The following is a 19,896-nucleotide window of genomic DNA, read 5'->3' as shown; positions in this document are numbered from 1 at the left end:
ATGATTTAGGCTTTATTTTAATGGAGGTTCAAATGAACAAAACCAAATTTTTTCGTCTATCACATATTTATGTGAGCTTATTTTTCTTGCCAGTGGCACTACTTTATTCAATTAGTGGTGTAGCGTATATTTTTGGCATAAAAGATGATGTATTTGCAACAAAAATGCAATACGAAGTAAATGCAACCCTAATCAAAGGCCAAGAAGAGCAAATGCTACTTCAAATTCTTAGCGAACAAAACATCAAAATTCCTAGCAACACAAAGCTAAGAAATGACAGAAAACAAGGTGGCATAAGCTTAGGTGGCATTCATTATAGTATCAACGCCAAGCAACAAGACCCACAAACACTAATCATCAAAACAACAACGCGCAGTTTATTAGGTGATATGATTTTATTACACAAAGATAAAGGCGGCTGGTATTTTAGCGTGCTAGGGGTTGGCTTTGGCATTGCTTTGGCGTTTTTGTATCTTTCTGGTTTGATGATAACGCTTTTTGCCTCTAAAAAAGATAGAAACCCACAACTCATCGTCTTAGCTCTTGGCGTTCTTACTTGCTTAGTGCTTGGATATTTAAGCGTTTAAAATTTTAAAATTTCAATTTAGCTTAAAATTAGCTAAATTGAAATTTACACTCCAAAAACACAAGTAAATTAAAATTTACAAGCTTAAAAATTAAAATTTAATAATAAAAAATAAAATTTAAAATAAATCTGCCCCCTGTAGGCCTCGAACCTACGACCTTATCATTAAGAGTGATCTGCTCTACCAACTGAGCTAAGGAGGCGTAAAATTAAAATTTGAGCTGGAATTATACAATTTTTTTTTGATTTTTTTTCTTAAATATTTATTATGATTTTATAAAAGCAAATAATAAATTTTAATATCTTAGAAAAATTTTAATAATAAATAATTTTAAGATATTTTATAAATAAAATGATAACTATTATTAAAAATTTATCTTATATTTGCGATTTATTATCATTTTTAAAATATAATTCTGCCACTATTTTTTAAAATCAAGGAGATAAAATGAGAAAACTCTCATTTTTTGCTTGCGTGGCGCTTAGTTGTTGCGCGCTTAAAGCAGATGATGTTACAAACCTAGGTCAAATCAATGTAATAAGTAGCACCGGCAATGAAAATATCGATGCTAGCAAGATTAGCGTAAGAAATGCAAATCTTATAAAAGACATTTTGCGTGATGTGCCTGGCGTTTATGTAGGTGGCGAAAATGGCCTAAACCAAAAAATTTATATGCGCGGCATAAATGATCGTGGTATAAATATCACCATAGATGGTGCCAGACAAAAAGGCAATGCTTTTCATCATAGCGCTGATTTGTTATTAGACCCTGAGCTGATTAAAGCAGTAGATATTGGTCTTGGCGTGCATTCAGTTGTTGGCACAAGTGGCGCGCTTGGCGGCTCGATCGCATTTGAAACAGCAAATGCGCGCGACTTGCTTGAAGATGGGCAAAGTTTTGGCGGTAAATTAAAAGGCTCTTACACAAGCAATAATAAAAATTGGGGACAAAATTTAATTTTATTTGGAGCATATGAAGGATTTGATGCCCTAACTAGCATCAGCCACCATGGACATGATTTTGGCAAGAGCGCAAATGGTTATAGAATGGGCGGCGATGGCGATGATTTGGATTTATTATTTAAAATAGGCTACGATTTTAATGATTATGCAAGATTAGAGCTAAGTAGCCAAAGAATGCAATACGATGGTATGTATCCGCTAAAAGCTGAATGGGCAAGCCAGGGCAATCCAGTAGATACTAAATATTTTCGCGATACATACACAAGCAAATTTACTTACAATCCAAATGATTATGTGGATTTAAGCGCAAACGCTTATTATACAGATCATCATATGAAATCTAGCCTAAATGCTGGCGTTAAAACCATCGGCGCAAAAATAATCAATAAAACATTATTTCAAAGCGATGCATTTAGTAATACCTTAGTATATGGTGGTGAGTATTATCAAAGCAAATCATACAATAAAAACGCCTCAAACTATACCTTTCCAAGCAAAGGCACACTAAATATCACACGCCCTGGCTACACACAAGAAAGCATAAAAAATCCAAAAGTCCAAGATGATAAAGCAGATAGCTTTTCTTTATTTATAGAAGATCAATTTCGTTATGGCAATTTAACGCTCACACCAGGCGTTAGATTGGATCATTATGTATTACACACTATGGGCGGCGATGTTATAGGCACTATAACATCACCTGGTAGAGGTGGCAAACTCACCACCAGCCCGCTATCATCTGGCGAGCGTGCAAAATACTCTTGGAGTGAAATTTCACCAGCTTTTAGCATAGATTATCAATTAGATATGGGACTTGGCTTATATGCTAGCTACGCTAGGCTATTTCGTGGCCCAGACCCGATAGAATCAATTCGCCTAGATGGTAGCAATGTGCTAAGCATAACCACAAATGATGAATTAGAGCCTGAAACCGGGAATGCTTATGAACTTGGCATAAGATATCAAACAAATATCACCGACAATCAAAATATCAGCCTAAGCACCAAATATTTTTACGATCAATACAAAAATTTAATAGTAGAAATGGGACGAGCTGGCGAAGTTGGTATAAGACGCATAAATGGTGGCCCAGCCGATACAAATGGAGTTGAAATTAGCGCACGCTACAACATAAACGCCCTAAGCCTCGCAGCTAGCTACTCTCACAGCCGCACAAAATACAAAAATTCTAACAACAACGCAGGCTATGGTGGTGTGCTAGCGTATTCGGATTCAGGTGATAAATATACATTTAATGCCGAGTATTTCATCGCTAGCTTGGATACTTTAATCGGTTATAATTTAATCGCTGTAAATAAAATCGACACCAAAAATGGTAGCAACACAAGCTTTAAAAAGCCAGGATACGCCACTAGCGATATTTACGCCAACTGGACCCCTAGCGATGGTAAATTAAAAAATTTAGAAGTAAATTTTGGAATTTATAATTTATTTGATAAAGCTTATTGGTCCCACAGCCAACGCAGCGCAAGCGCAGATCGCGACAGTAGCATTGATTGGAGCGAGGGTAGAAGCATAAAGGCTAGCCTAAGTTATAAATTTTAATTAGATTTATTTTAAAATTTACCTAAACGCGCGCCCTAAAATTATTTAAAATTTATTGGTGACCCCTACGAGATTCGAACTCGTGTTGCCGGCGTGAGAGGCCAGTGTCCTAACCACTAGACGAAGGGGCCAAAATAAGGGCGCAATTTTATCCAAAAAAACTGAAATTAAAATTATTCTATAAATTAAAGCTATTTAAATATTAAAATTTTTAAAAAAAATTTTAATATTTTATATTATTGCCGATATAAGCTAAACTCATCTTAACACAAAGGTTACACAATGGACAACTCAGTATCTTCAAATCTTAGCTCTTTGGCTAGTATGTTTAGTGGCGCGAACAAAAACGGCCAAAATCTAAGCGAATTAACCAATCAAAATTTTGGCAAAAATTTAGACAAAAACGCCATCAAAAACGCAGCTAGCGAGCTTAGCGGCAAAGGTTTAATGCAAAATTATCAAATGCAATTTATGCAAGCAAGCTTTACTCAAAGTGGCTCAAATTTTAGCTTGCAAGTTGGGCTTGCTAGTTTTGGGGCTAGCTCTGGGCCAGCTGGTAGTAGCTTTAATGCTAGTATGACTTTATTAAATATCACCGGCTCAGTTGGCAAAGACGGCACAAACGCAAACCTTAATGATTTATTTAAAATGATAGATTTAAGCGCCATAGGTTATAGCGGCAAGCCATTAAATACTTTAAGCAAAAATGAAGCTGCCGATTTAGTAAGCGACAAGGGCTTTTTTGGTATGGAAAATACCGCAAAACGCGTGGCTGATTTTGTGATAAACGGCGCTGGCGATGATTTAGAAAAGCTAAAAGCCGGCAAAGAAGGCGTGATAAATGGCTTTAACCAAGCACAAAAACTTTGGGGTGGCAAACTCCCTGAAATATCGCAAAAAACGCAAGAACTTCTTTTGAAAATGATAGATGAACGCATCAACGAACTAGGTGGCAATGTGATGAGCTTAGAGGCTTAATCAAAATAAATAAATTTTAAACTCACTCCTAAATTTAAAATTTCGGCCTCATTATGAAAAAGTGAGGCCAAATTAAGCGCGTTTGGCGTATTTTTTTAAATTTTGCTTCGCTCTAATTTTAGCCTTGAAATAACTCGCTCTCTAAGCTATTTTTGGCAAGCTCTTTGCACTCTAAAAAACTAGACTGCGCTTTAATGAATGTTGCTTTAAATGAATATGTTTTAATGAATGTGCTTTAATGAATGTGCTGGGCGCAATTTAACGCGCGTGGGATAATTTTCTTTGCCAAGCTACTTTGGATTTTGCTAATATAAATTAAATAACTTTTGGCTTGAAATTTTAATTTGTAAAAAGATTTTACAAAAAATTGCTAGGATTTATTTTTGCCACTTAAATGATTAATTTAGCGGGCTATTATGGAATTTCTCGCTTTAATCATCAAGCCAAAACTTATCTTAGCTTTTAAAATTTCATCAAGCAAACATAGCTTTTAAAATTAAAATTTAGCTTTTTAATTTCATTAAACAAACATAAATTTTAAATTAAAATTTGGCATTTTAAACTTTAACTAGCGTGCTTTTTGATAAATTCCAAAAGTTTTTATGGGCTTTTTATACGGCAAATTTTAAAATTTATCAAGCAAAATCAACACGCCAAATAAAATTTACAAGCCAACTTCACAAAATCGCCCTATTTTAGCAAGCTTAAAGTTTATTTAAAAGCTCGCCTACTAGTTTTTCAAACTCTTCATAAGATTTTATTTTGCTTGTGTTTAACATATATTTGCCATTTATTATAAAACTTGGCGTGCCGTGGAGCTTTGCTATTTCGTAAGCTTGCGCGCTAGCATCTAAATACTGCTTGCCGTTTTGGCTTTTGGCGTAGTTTTGTATGTCCGCGCTCGTTATTTTGTGGCTTTGGTTAAAAATATCAAGGGCGATTAAATAAAACTCGCTTTCGTCTTTAAAGTTAAATTTATATTTAAAAGTAGCCTCAAAATATGCTTTTAAAATTTTATTTGTGTAGCTTTCATCATCTTTTACGCTATTAAATCCATCTCTTATATCAAGCCCTTTTGCATAGGCTAAAATTTCGTTCATTTGCTCGCCAAATTCTCCCATTTGCGCCACTTGCCATTCATAAAATGTAACATTTTGAAACTTTTGGGCTAAATTTTTCATTGTTTTAGCGCGAAAATGATTATAGCAGTGAATGCATTGATAGCTAAGCACCTCAACCACCGTGGCATTTGCATCTTTAAATTGTATGTTTTTTGGCAGTTCTTCGTAGGCTTTGGCTAGCAAGGTGCTAGTATAAAATGCGCTTATAATCAAAACTAAGGCCGTATTTTTTAGCATTCTCACTAAATTAACTTTCATTGTTTTTCTCCTTTAAGAAATTTTTTATATTTTCATAAACTAAACCCATTAAGGTTTTTCTAGCTTCAACGCTAGCCCACGCAATATGCGGGCTTAAAAGCAAGTGTTCTTTATGTTTTAGGCTTAAAAATGGATGATTTTTCGGCATAGGCTCTGTGCTTAAAACATCACAACAATAATAAATCTCTCGTTCGTCAATTTCGCGGGCTAATGCGTTTTCATCTACTATCGCGCCACGGCCAAAATTTGCCAAAATTGTCCCATTTTGTAACTTTTGTATCGCATTTTTATTAAAAAGATTTTGTGTTTTTTCATTTAATGGAGCGTGAATACTTATAATGTTATATTTTAGGACATCTTCAAAATTTACTCTTTTGTATTCGTTGTTATTGTTTTTACCGCTAGTTGAGTAATAGCAAACATTGCAATTAAAAGCGCTAGCGATTTTTGCAACCGCGCGCCCTATATCGCCAAAGCCCACAACGCAAAAGCTTTTATTTGCTAGCTCGTAAATTTTAGCCTGTAAATGCACGAAAACTTCGCTATTTGCCCAGCCATTTATATCCTTACAATAGCTATCATAATAGCTCGTGTGATTTAATAAAGCCAGCAAACTCGCAAAGCACTGCTGGGCGACTGAGTTTGTAGAGTAGTTAGCCACATTTTTTACGACTATACCGCTTTTTGCGCAAAATTCCAAGTCGATATTATTCGTACCAGTTGCCGTTAAAGCAATTAGCCCTACTTTGCTATTTTCAAGCTCATTTTTGCCAAGGCAAACCTTGTTTGTGATGATTATATCAGCATCTTTTATGCGCCCTTTTACTTCGTTTTGGCTAGTAGTTTTATAGCTAATAAACTCGCCCAAGCTAGCAAACGCGCCCAAATCAGTATCGCGCCCTAAGGTATCCGCATCAAGCAGCACTATTTTCATCACTCCCACCTTTTATATAAATCATTTTTTACGCCCAAAATATCTAGCCATTTGCCGATTATAAAATTTTGCATTTCATCCCCGCTATAACTTGCCAAAACAGGCGGAGCCATTATCACGCCAAGTTTTGCAAGCGCGCTCATTTGCTCTAAGCTTATAATGTTTAATGGCATTTCACGCACGCCTAAAACCAGCTTGCGCTGCTCTTTTATCATCACGCTAGCAGCGCGGGTAAGCAAACTATCACTTAATCCACAAGCGATTTTGCCAAGGCAATTTATACTACACGGAGCAATAATCATCGCCTCAAATCCGCTACTACCGCTTGCTGGGCTAGCCCAAATTTCGCTTTCTATATTAATTTTAGAATACAAATTTTGAGCTATCACTTCATCGCCAAGGGCTAAAAGTTCGGCTTTTGTGGCTGTTTTTAGACTAGATGGATTAAAATTTGTGCTATTTGTTAAACTCTCACAAGCAAGCGAAATTTTAGCATTTTGGCTAAAAATCACGCAAACATCGCATTTTGCATCAAATAAAGCATTTGCTGTTTTTATGCCAAATAAACCAAGGCTAGCCCCGCTAATTCCTACTATTACTTTCATCAATCTACTATAATATGCCCTACAAATTTTGAAAAATTATCTATAATCTCAGCCCCGCGCCTAAATCCAAGCGCACAACCCTCAAAGGCAAAAAACACGCCAGCTTGATATTTTTGCCCTTTTTCATCTTGGTTAAAATCATAATATTCTTGGTATAAAAATTTGCCATTTTCGTATTCTCCGCCGTTTTTTTCTAGCACGGCTCCATCTTGGCTGATTATGCTTACATTTGCGCCCTCTCTTGCTAAAAATGGCTTTTTAACTTGCTTTTTATTAGCTAGTGGCTCATAGCTTGAATGGAGCAAAAGCGGGTGATTAGGATATAAATCCCATAAAATTTTCATTATGCCCTTGCTTTGAAACAATAAAGTATAAGCTGGATTTAAGATTATGGCTTTTTGGTTTTTTATTATATTTTGTAAAATCAGCCCAAGCTCGCCCTCATCAATAGCTATTTGCTCCCAAGGGATTAGCTTAAATAAAAACTCATAATTTTGCCCATCTACAAAAATTCCATTTTCATCATCAAAGCTAATCTCGTGAATATAAGCAAAACGCGTATTAAAGCCTGCGCGATTAGCACAAGCTTGTATTAGCCTTGTCGTTGCTTCATCTTCGCTATTTCCCTCAATACAAGTAAATAAAATTTTATATGGATTTTGCGCATAAAGCTCATCAAACTCGCTAGTATCATCATCAAGCGTCATTAAGCGTTTAAAATTTTCTACCAAGCCATCAAATAAATCATTAAATTGCGCGGCTTCATCTAAGCCATTTTGTTTAAGAATTGCCCATTGTAAAATAGCAGTTTCAAACACAGCCGTTGGCGTATCAGCATTAAACTCAATCAGCTTTATAGGCTTACCATCAAGCCCGCCAGCCAAATCAAAACGCCCATAAAGATGCCAATGGACATCATTTTCCCAGCTTTGCTTAATTAAATCTATCAAATTATAAGGTATGCCAAGCTCAAAAAATAAATCATTATCTATTACATATTGAGCAGCATTTACAAACATATCATATAGCTGATTTACAGCCTCGTAATACTCATCTGCTTGTTTGCTTGAAATTTCTACTAATTCAGCCGAGGCATAAGGCGTGCCATCATTATCTGTATGCCACGAAAAGCCAATGCTTTCTAAATACTCCGTGCTTATAGGCATTGTTTTTTGGATTTTCATTATTTATCCTTTTGTAAATTTTAATTATTTAAGTTTGTATTTTTTAGCTTTTCTAGCATCATAAACTCTGGTCTATACTCAAAATGCATAGTATCAAAATGCTCCCAGCGTCCGCCCCAAATAAAGCCATTGCGTTCAAAAATTTCAATTATTTGCGCTGGCAAGGCGTTTTTGTATTTTTTATGCCAACGCCAATAAGTGCTATGATCTACGCCTATATCAATCGCTATGCCATATGCGTGCGCGCTTAGAGCATTAGTGCCAGCAATTACGCGGTATTTAAAAGTCCCGCTATCTTTTAATAAATTTTTTAATTTTGGATTTTGTTTTGCAAGTAAGCTTAATTCAGCGCTTACTCGCTCTAAGGCATCGGCTGCGCCGTTTTTAGCATTAAACTCCAAAGGCTTATCAAAAACGCCTTTTAGCCAAATTATTTTTTTAAGATTAGCTTTAATTTCGCTTTCATTTTTACCATAAATTTCATCAAAAAGTTCATAAATTCTAACCCTGCCAGCATCGTTTCGTGGCGTATTTAATCCCTTATAAAGCCCATAAGGCAGGCTAAATATCGCGCTAGCATTTATATCGCTATAACTAAGCACCCTAGCATTATCAAAGCGAATTTCATCATTAACAATTCTCACTCCATAAGCATGTTCTAAGGCGATTTTTTGGGGATCTATTATAAGAGTCGCCGAACTTAGGCGCGATAATAAAAGCGCTTCATCTTTTATATCTTCATAGCCTTTGCCTAGCTCTAAATCCGTGATGGCGGTTTTTGCTACCAAGGCACGGCCATTTTGTGCGGTGCGAATCCCCCAAACATTATGCACAGCTTCATTGCCACCAGCATAAATCATCACATGCCCTGGCATTACTAAAAGGCTAGTAAGCCCTAGCATTTTGTTGTTTAATAAAATTTGCTTTTGTTTATTGTTTAAATTTTTTAATTTTATATTTGTACCGATTTTGCCTTGTTGTTGCGAGTTTCTAGGTAGCCATAAACCAAAACTAGCAAAAAAATCTTTTGTAAATAGCGAGCAGTCCCTAAGCCACCATTGTCCGCCCCAGCCGTATTTTTGGCCTATTAATTCATTTGCCATATTTTTTAGATTTTCGTCATTTACCATTAAAAAGTGCGAACCTATGCCTTTTGGAATGTTAAATTTTAATGCATTTTCACCAATTTTGCCATTAAAATAAAATCTCCGCGCATCTTCGCTAGTGTATGGGAAAATCGTGCCTATTCTAGATCTAATCTGGCTAGCAAATTTTCTAGCGGTTTTGGTTTTTTTAGCTTTATGTAAGGTTTTGCTAGTTGTGATTATATTTATGTCCTCTTTAATAAAAACAGCAAAATTAAAATTTCTATAAGTTTTTTGAGCATTTTCATCTAAAAGCATTAGATCCTCGGCCTTTACAAAGCTATAAAAAGCGTCTGTGCGCACAAATGCCCATTTACCATCCTTGCTATAATGAAGCACCATAACAGGCACAAACGCCCCAAGCACGGATTCTTGTAATAAATCAAAATTTTGATTTGTAGCGTCTATTTTTGAGCCATAAAGTCGCTCATTTGTTGGGAGATTGCGCGCTAAGGTTGGTCTAATTATAATCGCGCCTTGATTAATGCTAGCATAAGATTTGGCATTTGCGTTAGCATATAAGGCTTTAAACCATTTTTTGCTGCGTTTTTTGCCCTTTTCATTAAAACCTTTTTTATAATAATTTAACGCCCACATACTTTCTTTAATCTCAGCAATGCTATTTTTATCCCAAGCGCGAAATAACTGCTCTAAATAGCGATTTTCATCTAGCTTGATATTATAAGGATAAACCTGCTCTAAATCATTTGCGTTTTGGCTGATAAAAGGATCAAGCAAACTTGGGGCAAGTCCGCTATTTTGCGCGTTGTAGCGAGTTGGCAAAAGCGTTGTGTTTAGCTCTAATTCTTGCTTTTCATCTAAAATGCTTTTGGGATTTTTGCTAGCACAAGAAATCAAAAAAATACTAGAAAATAAAAAAATCAGTAAAATTTTAATTTTTTTCATTTATAGCCTTGTTTTAAAATTTAAAAAAAGGCTATAATTGTAGCAAAAAATCTAAGGTTTTATTGCGTGTTAGGGCAAATTTTAGAGATTTTAGAAAAGAAAAAAGCTGTATTTTTAACAGGTGGTGGTGGCGTTGGAAAAAGCTATTTAACGCGCCAAATCATAGAGCATTATGAAAAAAACAATAAAGCAGTAGTAGCCCTTGGCAGCACAGGCATAAGTGCTGTAAATATCGGCGGAATCACAATCCACAGCTTTTTTAGCTTTGGTATAAGCAAGGATTTAAATGAACTTAGCCAGCTTGATAAAAAGCAAATACAAAAATTACAAGAATTAAATGAGATTATTAAAAAAATAGATTTATTGATAATTGATGAAATTTCAATGGTGAGTGCTGATTTATTTAATATGATAAATTACAGGCTAAATCGTGGCTTTAATGGCGCGTTGCTTTTGGTTGGGGATTTTTATCAATTAGCGCCGGTGCAAAAAGGCGTAAATGGCTTAGATGATAATGCAAAATTTACACAAAATCTTTTTAACACAAGCATTTATGCATTTAGCTCGCATTCGTGGGAGATGATAAATCCACAAAATGTGCTTTTGCTTCATTCAAAACGCACTAATGATTTGGAATTTTACGCTCTTTTAAATGAATTAAGAATTGGGATATTAAGCCAAAAATGCTTGGAGTTTTTGCGTTCTTGCTTAATAAGCCCAACAAATCAAGCACCAAAAGACGCCCTAAGACTTTTTGGGGTTAATAAAAAAGCAGATGCTGTTAATAAAGCACGCCTAAATGAAATAAAAGCGCGACTTTACAGCTTTGAAGCTAGCGTTGAAATACTTGATAAAAAATTAAGCGAGCAAGCCATTTTAAAATGGATCCAAAGCATTACCTTGCCACAAATTTTAGAGCTAAAAGTAGGCGCGGAGGTGATATTTTGTGCTAATAAGCGCGGTAGTTTTTACAATGGCGAGCGCGGCGCGATAGTTGAAATTAATGATGAAATCATAAAAGTAGCCAAAAAAAATGGCGTGATTGTAGAAGTTAGCAAGAGCGTTATTGAGCTAAACGAATACGCAAATAATGGCGATGAAATCATAAGCATTCAAAGAGCAAAATTTATCCAATACCCCTTGCGCCTTGCATACGCCATCACCATACATAAAAGTCAGGGTATGAGTTTAGATGAGTTTGTGTGCGATATTGATGATATTTTTGCGCGCGGGCAATTATATGTCGCGCTTTCAAGAGCCACAAATCCAAAAGGGCTATTTTTGCATTTTAGTGGGCGCAATCTAGCCTGGCATTTACAAAAAAGCATTGCTTGTGATAGCGATGTGAGCGCATTTTATCAAAATGCAAAGTTTTTAAAAGAGAGCTAAGATGATGAGATTAAAATTTATAATTTTAGTTTTGGGCGCATTTTTAAACGCCCAGCAAATCAATATAGAAAATTTTCAAAGCGATTTGTATTCTAAAAACAGCACAAATTTTAAAAAAATTGTGCTAGATATGCAACTTACAAGCACGCAAAATGCCAATCAAGCACAGCTAAAAGATGCGCTAAATGTGATAATTGGTAGCTTTTATGCTGAGGATTTAATGACTAGCAAGGGCAAAGAAGCGCTAAAAGGCGCCCTTATTCAATACTCAAAGCAAAAATACAATATCAAAATCGAGCGCATTTATATTTTAGCCTTAAAATTTGCGCCTGATATCGATATAAATGCCTTAAAAACGCTAATAGAGCAAAAATGCCAAACTAGCTTAAACGAAACAAACTCCAAACAAAACGCCCAAAAATCCGCCCAAAAGCTAATACAAGAACAAATGAAAAATAACGCAAAAATCATCGATGGCATAAAAGATTTTGGCGATATTGATTTTTATCAATAATTTTACTACGCCCTTGCTAGCAGGATTTAAAATTTTAAAATTTAAGCGCGGATTGGTTTAAATTTTAAACTAAAATTTTGCGCTAAAATTTACGCACAAATTTTAATCCATACCACGCTTTTAGCTAGCAAAACGCCCTTAAATCAACCAAATTTCAAAATTTACGCCAAACTTTAATCACGCTTTTCAGCCAAATTTAAAATTTCAAGCAAATTTTAATCAATCTTTATAGGCGAAGCAAAAACAAACTCCCTTGCATCGCCCTCTACTGGATTTATATTCATAGAATTATTTTGGATCTTAACCAAATAGCATTGTTTTGCTATCATAAAATCCTTTGCAACCCCGCCTAATTCATTCTCCCAGGCTTTTATAAACTCGCTTGGCTCTTTTATTACGCGTTTTAAAAGTTCGCCTTTTTCTAAACTTAGCTTTTTTAAATCATAATCCCACCAGGCAATTTTTTCTAAATCCGCGCATATTTCATCTTTAAAGCGCATTTTGACTATTTTGGCTGGATTACCAGCTACTACGGCATATGCTGGCACATCTTTTGTGATTACTGAATTAGCTGCGATTACGGCGCCATTTCCTATGCGAATCTTTTTTGCGCCCGGAGCAAAGGCATTTGCGCCTATCCACACATCATTGCCTATAAAAGTAGGCGCAGGCCACCAATCATAATCATCCAAACCCTTACAAGGCGTGGCTAAATTACCGCTTGAATGCATGCTAGCAAAATAATTATTTATGCTAAGACTGCTAGTTATATGATTCATAGGATGTTGTCCCATACCAAAGCCAAGATTTGTGCTAAGCGAACAATACCGCCCAATATAACAATTTCTCATCACAGAGCCAGCATTTACATAACTAAATGCCCCGCCAAAACCATGCGTAAAAAACACGCTCTCATGCAAGCAAAACGGACGCTCATAAATAAAATTAGCATTCGCATAAGTCCTGCCAAGCAACAACAAACCATAATCTCTGCTTAAAATTTCATTCATCTTTATCCTTAAAAATATTCGTTTATTTCACGCTTGCTTAGCTCCCAAGTGCCAGTTTCTACCCATTCATCAACCTTACAAAAACGACAAAATGCCGCAGGTTTTGCGATGAATTGTAAAATTTCATTATAATCGCGCGCTTTATGAATATCAATATAATCATTCTTGCTAACTTCTAAGGCTTTTTTAAGCTCACCTTTTTTCTCAAAATACTTATTAAAATGCTGTATATTGCCAATAATCGAGCAGGTATAAAGCTTGCCATCGCGAAGTAGAGTGCATGAATTAGCAATCCCACAACACATAAAATTTGTCCTAGCATTTTGCCTGCCATTTTCATCAAGGGCAAAACGGCGAAAGGTTTTTTGATTAGGTTCGCCACCATCAAACCACTCAAACTCACAAGCGTATTTGGCGATTTTAGCATTCACACTATCCCAATCAATCTTTAAAGGATACGGCGTGGGCGCGATTATTACGCCTTGTGCGGCTGCGGTTTTATAAAACTCATCATTTTGCTTTGGCAAAAGCACTCCATTTGTTACTAATTTTATTATGGCATTTGGGAAGTATTTGCGCGTTAAAATCATTATTTCATTTACTTTTGGGTGTAAAAGTGGCTCACCGCCCATTAAGTGGATTTTGCCTACTAATTTATCGCTAAGATCGCTAAGCCTTGCAAAATCACGCTCTAAAATTTCTAAATCAATTAATTCTTTACTAGCTAACTGGCTAAAATGCGAACAGCCCTTACAATTTAAATTACAATGCTCGGCTAATTGAATCTCAACCAAACCTATATAAGCTTGTGGCAAGGTGCGCAAAAATCCGTGCCTTAAAATTTTAAAATGTTTTATTAAAGAATTAAAATTTTCGGCAAGCAAATTAAAATTTTGGGCTAGTTCATTGTGGGCAGCGCCTAATTGCTTATGGTTTGTTATTAAATCATTGTGCGCTTTGGCAAGGATTTGTATGTTTTGTTCTATTTGCTTAATTTCTTGGGGGGGGTATGTATTTGGCTTTGTGCGCTAGCTAAATCACCTGTTTTTTCCATAATTATCCTTATTTTGATTTTGGGGCGCGATTATAGCATATTTATATAATGGCGATAAAAATTTTAATTTAAAAACGCAAAAAGGCATAAATTTTAATTTAATTTAAAATTTTTTGCTAAAATCGCGCAAAAATGAATTAAAATAAGCTCAACTAACATTACAAAAATCACAAAGGCGCATTTTGTCAAGCATAGTAGAAAATTTACACATTTACATAATTATTACCGGCGCCATACTTTTTGTAAGCGTTTATTCAAGCAAAATCACCCAAAAAATCGGCGTGCCATTGCTTTTAATATTTTTAGGACTTGGTATGCTTTTGGGCGAAGAAGGCCTAGTTGGCATACGCTTTTCAAACTCGCTCTTAGCACAAGCTGTTGGCACTGTGGCTTTGATTTTTATACTTTATAATGGCGGGTTAGAGACGCGTTTTGCTGATATTAAAAGTGTGATAGTAAGCGGGGTGATTTTAGCTACTTTTGGCGTGGCAATAACTGCTGTGATAATGGCTTGTTTTATATATTTTGTGCTTAATTTTAGCTTTTTAGAAGCGCTTTTGCTTGGCTCTATTGTAAGCTCGACAGATGCGGCTGCTGTTTTTATGATACTGCGCACACAAAAAATCGTCTTAAAGCGCGGTTTAGGCGAACTTTTAGAGCTTGAAAGCGGCTCAAACGACCCTATGGCGATATTTTTAACCATTACAATCTTACAGCTTATTTCTTTACAAAATAGTGGCGATGGCATAGAGCTTTCTAATTTGGCCTTAAATTTTACCTTACAATTTGGCGTTGGTATCGCGCTTGGCATCGCATTTGGCTGGCTTTTCCCAAAGCTTTGCGATCGCTTAGGCTTAATGCAAAATGGGCTTTATTCGCTAATTAGCGTGGCTTGGCTTTTTATAATGTTTGGGCTTTCAAATCTACTTTGGGGCAATGGTTTTCTTACAATTTACATAGCTGGAATTTTAAGCAACCGCTATATTTTTGCGCATAAAGAAAGCATTTTGGCTTTTCACGAAGCACTTGCTTGGATGATGCAAATTATCGTGTTTTTAACGCTTGGGCTTTTGGTTTTGCCCTCAAATCTACCATCTGTGGCTTTTGAAGCTTGTATTTTATCTCTTGTGCTGATGTTTATTGCGCGTCCTTTGGCTGTGTTTTTGGGGCTTGGTTTTTCGCGTTTTGGGCGCAATGAAAAACTTTATATCTCATGGGTTGGCTTGCGCGGTGCCGTGCCTATTATACTTGCTACTTATCCTTATGTTTATGCCCTGCCTGAAAGCGATATGATATTTAATATAGTCTTTTTTGCCGTTTTAGTATCTGTGCTAATCCAAGGTATGAGCATTAGTTTTATGGCCAAAAAGCTAGGCGTAACAGAATAAATTTTAAAATTTCAAGGCTAAAAATGAAAAAATATAGCTATGATGAGTTTAGCATTGATTGTAAAAAGCTATCACAGCAAATAAAGGCTGATTTTAACCCAGCTTGTATCGTAGCCATATCGCGTGGCGGACTTAGCTTAGCCCAGCGCCTTGGGCATTTGCTTGGCATTAGGGCTGTATTTTGCATAAATGCCTCGCTTTATAACGACCAGCAAAAAAGCACGCTGAAAATTTATAATATACCAAATTTATCTGGCTTTGAAAATGCGCTAATTTGCGATGATATAGTAGATAGTGGCCAAACATTGCTTGGCGTTTTAGATGTTTTAAGGCAAAATTTTAATACTTGCGAGCTAAAAACGGCTAGCTTATTTTACAAAAAAAGCGCGCAAATAAAACCTGATTATTTTATAAATTTTACTGATGAATGGATAGAGTTTGCTTGGGAGGCGCTTTAAAATTTGCTTAAAATTTGCCTATTAAAATTTGTTTATTAAAATGTGCCTAAAAACCTGCGTTAAATTTCTTTAAAATTTGCCCAAATTTTAAAACGCATTAAAATTTGGCGTGCTTAAACGCCAAAATTAATTTTTACTTATCTTTTTAAATCATTTACAGTTTGAAGCATAGAATCGCTTGTGGTAATGGCCTTTGAGTTTGCTTCATAAGCGCGTTGGCCAGTAATTAGCTCTGTCATTTCTTCTACTAATTGCACATTACTCATCTCCACAAAACTTTGCTTGATTTGCCCTAAGCCATCTTGGCCTGCTATGCCTGCTATTGGCGCGCCACTAGCTGCTGTTTGTAAAAAATTATTATCGCCTGTTGCGTGCAAACCCGCTGGATTTACAAAATTTACTAATTCTATTTGACCGATTTGTTGCATTTCTTGGTTGCCAGGTTGTAAAACAGAAACCGTCCCATCAACACCCACTGAAATTTGCGTAGCATCAGCTGGGATATTCATTTGTGGCATTAGCGCATAACCATCGCTATTTACTATATTGCCATCTCCATCTAATTTCCACGCGCCATTTCTTGTGTATGCGATAGTCCCATCTGGTAATTGAACCTGAAAAAAGCCATTGCCAGCAATTGCCATATCTAAATTATTGCCAGTTTCTTTAAAATAACCTTGCCCAAATAGCTTAGTTACGGCTGTTGGGCGCACGCCAAGGCCTACTTCTATGCCTGTTGGGCTAGTGGTTGTGGTGCTTGTTGGCGTGCCAGAATATTGCATCACTTGATACATCAAATCCGCAAATTCTGCGCGATTTTTCTTATAGCCTATTGTATTTACATTTGCTATGTTATGCGAGGTTGTATCTACTTGGGTTTGTTGTGCTATCATACCAGTAGCAGCTGTGTATAAAGATCTTAACATTTTTTATCCTTTTAAAATTTATGCCCGCACGCTTGCTAGCTTGCTTATGGCTTCGCTATTTAAATCATTCATATGCGTTGTCATAACCTTTTGGTAAGTTTCTACCATTCTTTGGGTTTGGATTAGATTTACCATTTCAGTTACTGGATTTACATTTGACATTTGCGCTATGCCTTGTTTAAAGGCTGCGCTTATTTCGTTATCTTCTATATCTTCAATGCGTGGGAATTTATATAAATTATCGCCATCAGGCATTAAATCTCTAATTTCTCTTGGCACTGCCACGAAAAAACGCCCCAAAAGCACATCATCGCCATAAACTTCTCCATTTTGCGTTATTGTTAGTGCTACATCTGGTGGCACTTGTATGCCACGGCGGCCATCTGGCGTGTTAGCATAAGCACTATCCATCACGCGATATCCATCTTTTGTAACGATAAAACCTTCATCATCAAGGTTTAATGAACCATTTTTGCTTAATCTTAAATCGCCATTTGGGGTTTGAACCATCAAAAAGCTATCATCGCGCGTAATGGCTACATCTAGCGCATTTGTGCTAGCTTTCATCGCCCCAGCACTATAATCAGTATAACGCTCATTTATATTTGGCACTCTATTTATACTACGAGATAAAAATTTCGCCGCATCTTTGGTGTGATTTTGTAAGGGCAATTCATCGCGCCTGTCTTTAAAAATGCGCTCAAAATCGGCTATTACGACATCTTGGCGTTTATAGCCCATGGTATTTACATTAGCTAAATTTTGAGTGATTACATCAAGGCGGTTAAACTGCGTAACCATCGCGCCAGCTGCTTGATAATATCCATTATTCATAATTTTGCCTTAGTTTTTTGTAATTTTTTTAGCTCTAAGCAAAAGCCATTCCAAAAAAATTTTAAATAAAATTCTATAAATTTACTAAACCTTGCTAAAATCTCGCCGATTTTTTACAACTTACATTTTAACCCATAGATCTTACTAAGGAGAGTAAATGACCGCAAAAGAACTAACCATCGCAATTGATGAGCTTTTTAAAGAAAACACCAAAGGCTATGTAACCTTTGAAAAGCTAATACGCCTTTTTGATAAAGCCCCAAACGCAACCCAAATCAAAAAAATCTCCGAACTTAGCAAAAAATACAAAACGGCTTTAATAAGCGCGGCCGAAGCTACCAAATTAAAAGAAAAAGAAAGCAAAAAAGCCAGCGCAACTAAAAAAAAATTAAGCGATGAAGAAGTAGAAAAAGAGCTAGATTTAAGCACCGAAACCGATCTTTTAGAATGGTCGCGCTCAGATAGCCCGGTTAGAATTTACTTGCGCGAAATGGGTCAAATTTCATTATTAAATAAAGACGAAGAAGTAGAAATTAGCAAAAAAATCGAGCTTGGCGAGGATACGATTTTAGATGCTTTTTGCTCTGTGGCGTATTTGATTGATTTTATCCTAAGCTATAAAGAACCGCTAATAAATAGAGAAAGGCGCGTAAAAGAACTATTTAAAAGCTTTGATGAAGAAGGCGAAGAAGATGAAGATATAGATGAAAACGATGAAAATGATTTTGATGAAACAGAAGATGCCAAAAAAATCAAACAAAAAAAGCACGACAAAAGAGCAATAAAAGTAGAAGAAAGCTTTAAAGCCCTAGAAAAAGCCAAAAAAGAATGGCTAAAATCAATGCCACAAAATAGCCTAAGCCAAGCAAAAGAAGAAAACCTACAAGCCAAACTAAACCTATACTTTAAGAAAAAAATTCTTAAAGAAAAACTTGTAGATTTAGGGCCTACAAGCAAGCTAATAAATGAAATTGTCCGCTCGATAGAAACTGCCCTAAAAAGCGATGATGATTTTAAAAAAGATCTCCAAAGCCTAGAATACCGCCTAAATCTATGCTCAGCAAAACTCCGCGAAGAACACAACGCCATCTTAAAAGACATCACAAATCTTAGCAAAGATGAAATATCCGCGCGCGTAAGCGAAGCAACAATGGTAAATACCTATGTAAGCATTCAAAAGCTTTTTAAAACAAAAGAAGCGTCAAAATCCGGCTTTAACCTAGACCAAAACGAACTTAAAATAGTCTTAGATCAAATAAAACGCGGTAAAAATATCTCAGACAATGCCAAGGCTAAGATGGCAAGGGCGAATTTGCGCCTTGTTGTAAGCATAGCCAAACGCTACACTAACCGCGGTTTGCCGTTTTTGGATTTAATTCAAGAGGGCAATATCGGGCTAATGAAAGCCATTGATAAATTTGAATACAAAAAAGGCTATAAATTTTCAACCTATGCCACCTGGTGGATTCGCCAAGCAATCAGTCGCGCCATAGCCGACCAAGCGCGCACTATTCGCATTCCAATCCATATGATAGAAACTATAAACCGCATAAATAAAATCACGCGAAAATACATCCAAGAACAAGGCAAAGAGCCAAGTATTGATGAATTAGCAAAAGAAGTAGGATTAAGCGTAGATAAGGTTAAGCAAGTAATTAAAATCACCAAAGAGCCAATTTCACTTGAAGCCCCAATTGGTAGCGAAGATGACGGCAAATACGGTGATTTTGTAGAAGATAAAAGCTCTGTTAGTCCATTAGAGCAAATTTTAAAAGACGATTTAAGAGAGCAAATCGAAGAAGTGCTAGCTCAACTAAACCCAAGAGAGCGCGAGGTGATAAAAATGCGCTTTGGCTTGATGGAAGATCAAAGCGATTTAACCCTTGAAGAAATCGGCAGAGCCGAAAACATCACCAGAGAGCGCGTGCGCCAAATAGAAAGCTCAGCCATTAAAAAATTGCGCTATCCAAAATTTGGCAGAAAGCTCAAAAACTACATAATGGGCAATTCTTAAATTTTAATTTGCAAAATTAATGCCAAGAACTTGCGGGAGTTTGAAATTTTAAAATGCTTGAA

General features: G+C 36.1%; 17 protein-coding genes and 2 tRNA genes. 8 read left to right on the top strand and 11 right to left on the bottom strand.

Features of this window, described 5'->3' with window-relative positions; all coding sequences use genetic code 11:
- The first annotated feature begins 20 nt into the window (after positions 1-20).
- On the top strand, positions 21-587 hold the full coding sequence (locus CINF_RS02565; RefSeq protein WP_420808770.1) for a hypothetical protein: 567 nt from the start codon (positions 21-23) through the stop codon (positions 585-587).
- A gap of 129 nt (positions 588-716) precedes the next feature.
- Here CINF_RS02565 and CINF_RS02560 read toward each other — a convergent pair.
- Positions 717-789: transfer RNA gene (locus tag CINF_RS02560), tRNA-Lys, on the bottom strand.
- 245 nt (positions 790-1,034) lie between these two features.
- On the opposite strand from CINF_RS02560, the gene CINF_RS02555 reads away from it, so the two are divergent.
- Entirely contained in the window at positions 1,035-3,116 is a 2,082-nt protein-coding gene (locus tag CINF_RS02555) for a TonB-dependent receptor domain-containing protein (RefSeq protein ID WP_179975630.1), read from the top strand.
- Between the two features lie 56 nt (positions 3,117-3,172).
- Here CINF_RS02555 and CINF_RS02550 read toward each other — a convergent pair.
- Positions 3,173-3,247, bottom strand: a tRNA-Glu gene (locus CINF_RS02550).
- Between the two features lie 151 nt (positions 3,248-3,398).
- Here CINF_RS02550 and CINF_RS02545 point away from each other — a divergent pair.
- The gene (locus CINF_RS02545) at positions 3,399-4,094 is read left to right on the top strand and encodes a hydrogenase-4 component G (protein WP_179975629.1); all 696 of its coding nucleotides are present in this window, start codon (positions 3,399-3,401) and stop codon (positions 4,092-4,094) included.
- A gap of 704 nt (positions 4,095-4,798) precedes the next feature.
- On the opposite strand, the gene CINF_RS02540 is transcribed toward CINF_RS02545, so the two are convergent.
- The 5 genes from CINF_RS02540 to CINF_RS02520 are packed head-to-tail and all read right to left on the bottom strand — an operon-like array spanning position 4,799 to position 10,247.
- The gene (locus CINF_RS02540; RefSeq protein WP_178696651.1) at positions 4,799-5,473 is read right to left on the bottom strand and encodes a thioredoxin domain-containing protein; all 675 of its coding nucleotides are present in this window, start codon (positions 5,471-5,473) and stop codon (positions 4,799-4,801) included.
- Positions 5,463-6,407: a D-2-hydroxyacid dehydrogenase gene (locus CINF_RS02535; protein WP_179975628.1), complete on the bottom strand. Its 945-nt coding sequence runs from the start codon at positions 6,405-6,407 to the stop codon at positions 5,463-5,465. The genes CINF_RS02540 and CINF_RS02535 overlap by 11 nt, the downstream gene beginning before the upstream one ends.
- Positions 6,407-7,012 (bottom strand): UbiX family flavin prenyltransferase, encoded by a 606-nt coding sequence (locus CINF_RS02530; protein ID WP_179975627.1) that lies wholly within the window; start codon positions 7,010-7,012, stop codon positions 6,407-6,409. The genes CINF_RS02535 and CINF_RS02530 overlap by 1 nt, the downstream gene beginning before the upstream one ends.
- The gene (locus CINF_RS02525) at positions 7,012-8,199 is read right to left on the bottom strand and encodes a glutathionylspermidine synthase family protein (RefSeq protein ID WP_179975924.1); all 1,188 of its coding nucleotides are present in this window, start codon (positions 8,197-8,199) and stop codon (positions 7,012-7,014) included. The genes CINF_RS02530 and CINF_RS02525 overlap by 1 nt, the downstream gene beginning before the upstream one ends.
- A 17-nt stretch (positions 8,200-8,216) precedes the next feature.
- Positions 8,217-10,247, bottom strand: coding sequence for a M15 family metallopeptidase (locus CINF_RS02520; protein WP_178696648.1), 2,031 nt, complete (start codon positions 10,245-10,247; stop codon positions 8,217-8,219).
- Between the two features lie 66 nt (positions 10,248-10,313).
- Here CINF_RS02520 and CINF_RS02515 point away from each other — a divergent pair, with 66 nt between their 5' ends.
- Both CINF_RS02515 and CINF_RS02510 read left to right on the top strand, forming a co-directional pair.
- Positions 10,314-11,636 carry an ATP-dependent DNA helicase gene (locus CINF_RS02515; protein WP_240156147.1) on the top strand — a complete coding sequence of 441 codons (1,323 nt, stop codon included), beginning with the start codon at positions 10,314-10,316 and terminating at the stop codon, positions 11,634-11,636.
- A gap of 1 nt (position 11,637) precedes the next feature.
- Positions 11,638-12,150 (top strand): flagellar basal body-associated FliL family protein, encoded by a 513-nt coding sequence (locus CINF_RS02510; RefSeq protein WP_179975626.1) that lies wholly within the window; start codon positions 11,638-11,640, stop codon positions 12,148-12,150.
- A 215-nt stretch (positions 12,151-12,365) separates the two neighbouring features.
- Here the strand turns inward: CINF_RS02510 and CINF_RS09055 are convergent, their stop codons facing one another.
- Positions 12,366-13,160 (bottom strand): CatB-related O-acetyltransferase, encoded by a 795-nt coding sequence (locus CINF_RS09055; protein WP_178696646.1) that lies wholly within the window; start codon positions 13,158-13,160, stop codon positions 12,366-12,368.
- A gap of 8 nt (positions 13,161-13,168) precedes the next feature.
- Positions 13,169-13,984 carry a radical SAM protein gene (locus CINF_RS02500; protein WP_179975625.1) on the bottom strand — a complete coding sequence of 272 codons (816 nt, stop codon included), beginning with the start codon at positions 13,982-13,984 and terminating at the stop codon, positions 13,169-13,171.
- 412 nt (positions 13,985-14,396) lie between these two features.
- On the opposite strand from CINF_RS02500, the gene CINF_RS02495 reads away from it, so the two are divergent.
- On the top strand, positions 14,397-15,602 hold the full coding sequence (locus CINF_RS02495; protein ID WP_179975624.1) for a potassium/proton antiporter: 1,206 nt from the start codon (positions 14,397-14,399) through the stop codon (positions 15,600-15,602).
- A 23-nt stretch (positions 15,603-15,625) separates the two neighbouring features.
- Positions 15,626-16,060, top strand: coding sequence for a phosphoribosyltransferase (locus CINF_RS02490; protein ID WP_179975623.1), 435 nt, complete (start codon positions 15,626-15,628; stop codon positions 16,058-16,060).
- 137 nt (positions 16,061-16,197) lie between these two features.
- Here the strand turns inward: CINF_RS02490 and flgG are convergent, their stop codons facing one another.
- Both flgG and CINF_RS02480 read right to left on the bottom strand, forming a co-directional pair.
- Entirely contained in the window at positions 16,198-16,986 is a 789-nt protein-coding gene (flgG, locus tag CINF_RS02485; protein WP_178696642.1) for a flagellar basal-body rod protein FlgG, read from the bottom strand.
- 18 nt (positions 16,987-17,004) lie between these two features.
- Positions 17,005-17,820: a flagellar hook-basal body protein gene (locus CINF_RS02480; protein WP_179975622.1), complete on the bottom strand. Its 816-nt coding sequence runs from the start codon at positions 17,818-17,820 to the stop codon at positions 17,005-17,007.
- 157 nt (positions 17,821-17,977) lie between these two features.
- Between CINF_RS02480 and rpoD the strand changes: the two genes are divergently transcribed.
- Positions 17,978-19,834, top strand: a complete 1,857-nt coding sequence (gene rpoD, locus CINF_RS02475) for an RNA polymerase sigma factor RpoD (protein WP_179975621.1) — start codon at positions 17,978-17,980, stop codon at positions 19,832-19,834.
- Positions 19,835-19,896 lie beyond the last annotated feature (62 nt).

Origin of the sequence: Candidatus Campylobacter infans (genome assembly GCF_013416015.1) — a bacterium.
GTDB classification, from domain to species: domain Bacteria; phylum Campylobacterota; class Campylobacteria; order Campylobacterales; family Campylobacteraceae; genus Campylobacter; species Campylobacter infans.
The sequence above is the reverse complement of the archived record's forward strand: the minus strand, read 5'-3'. Positions and strand labels throughout refer to the sequence as shown.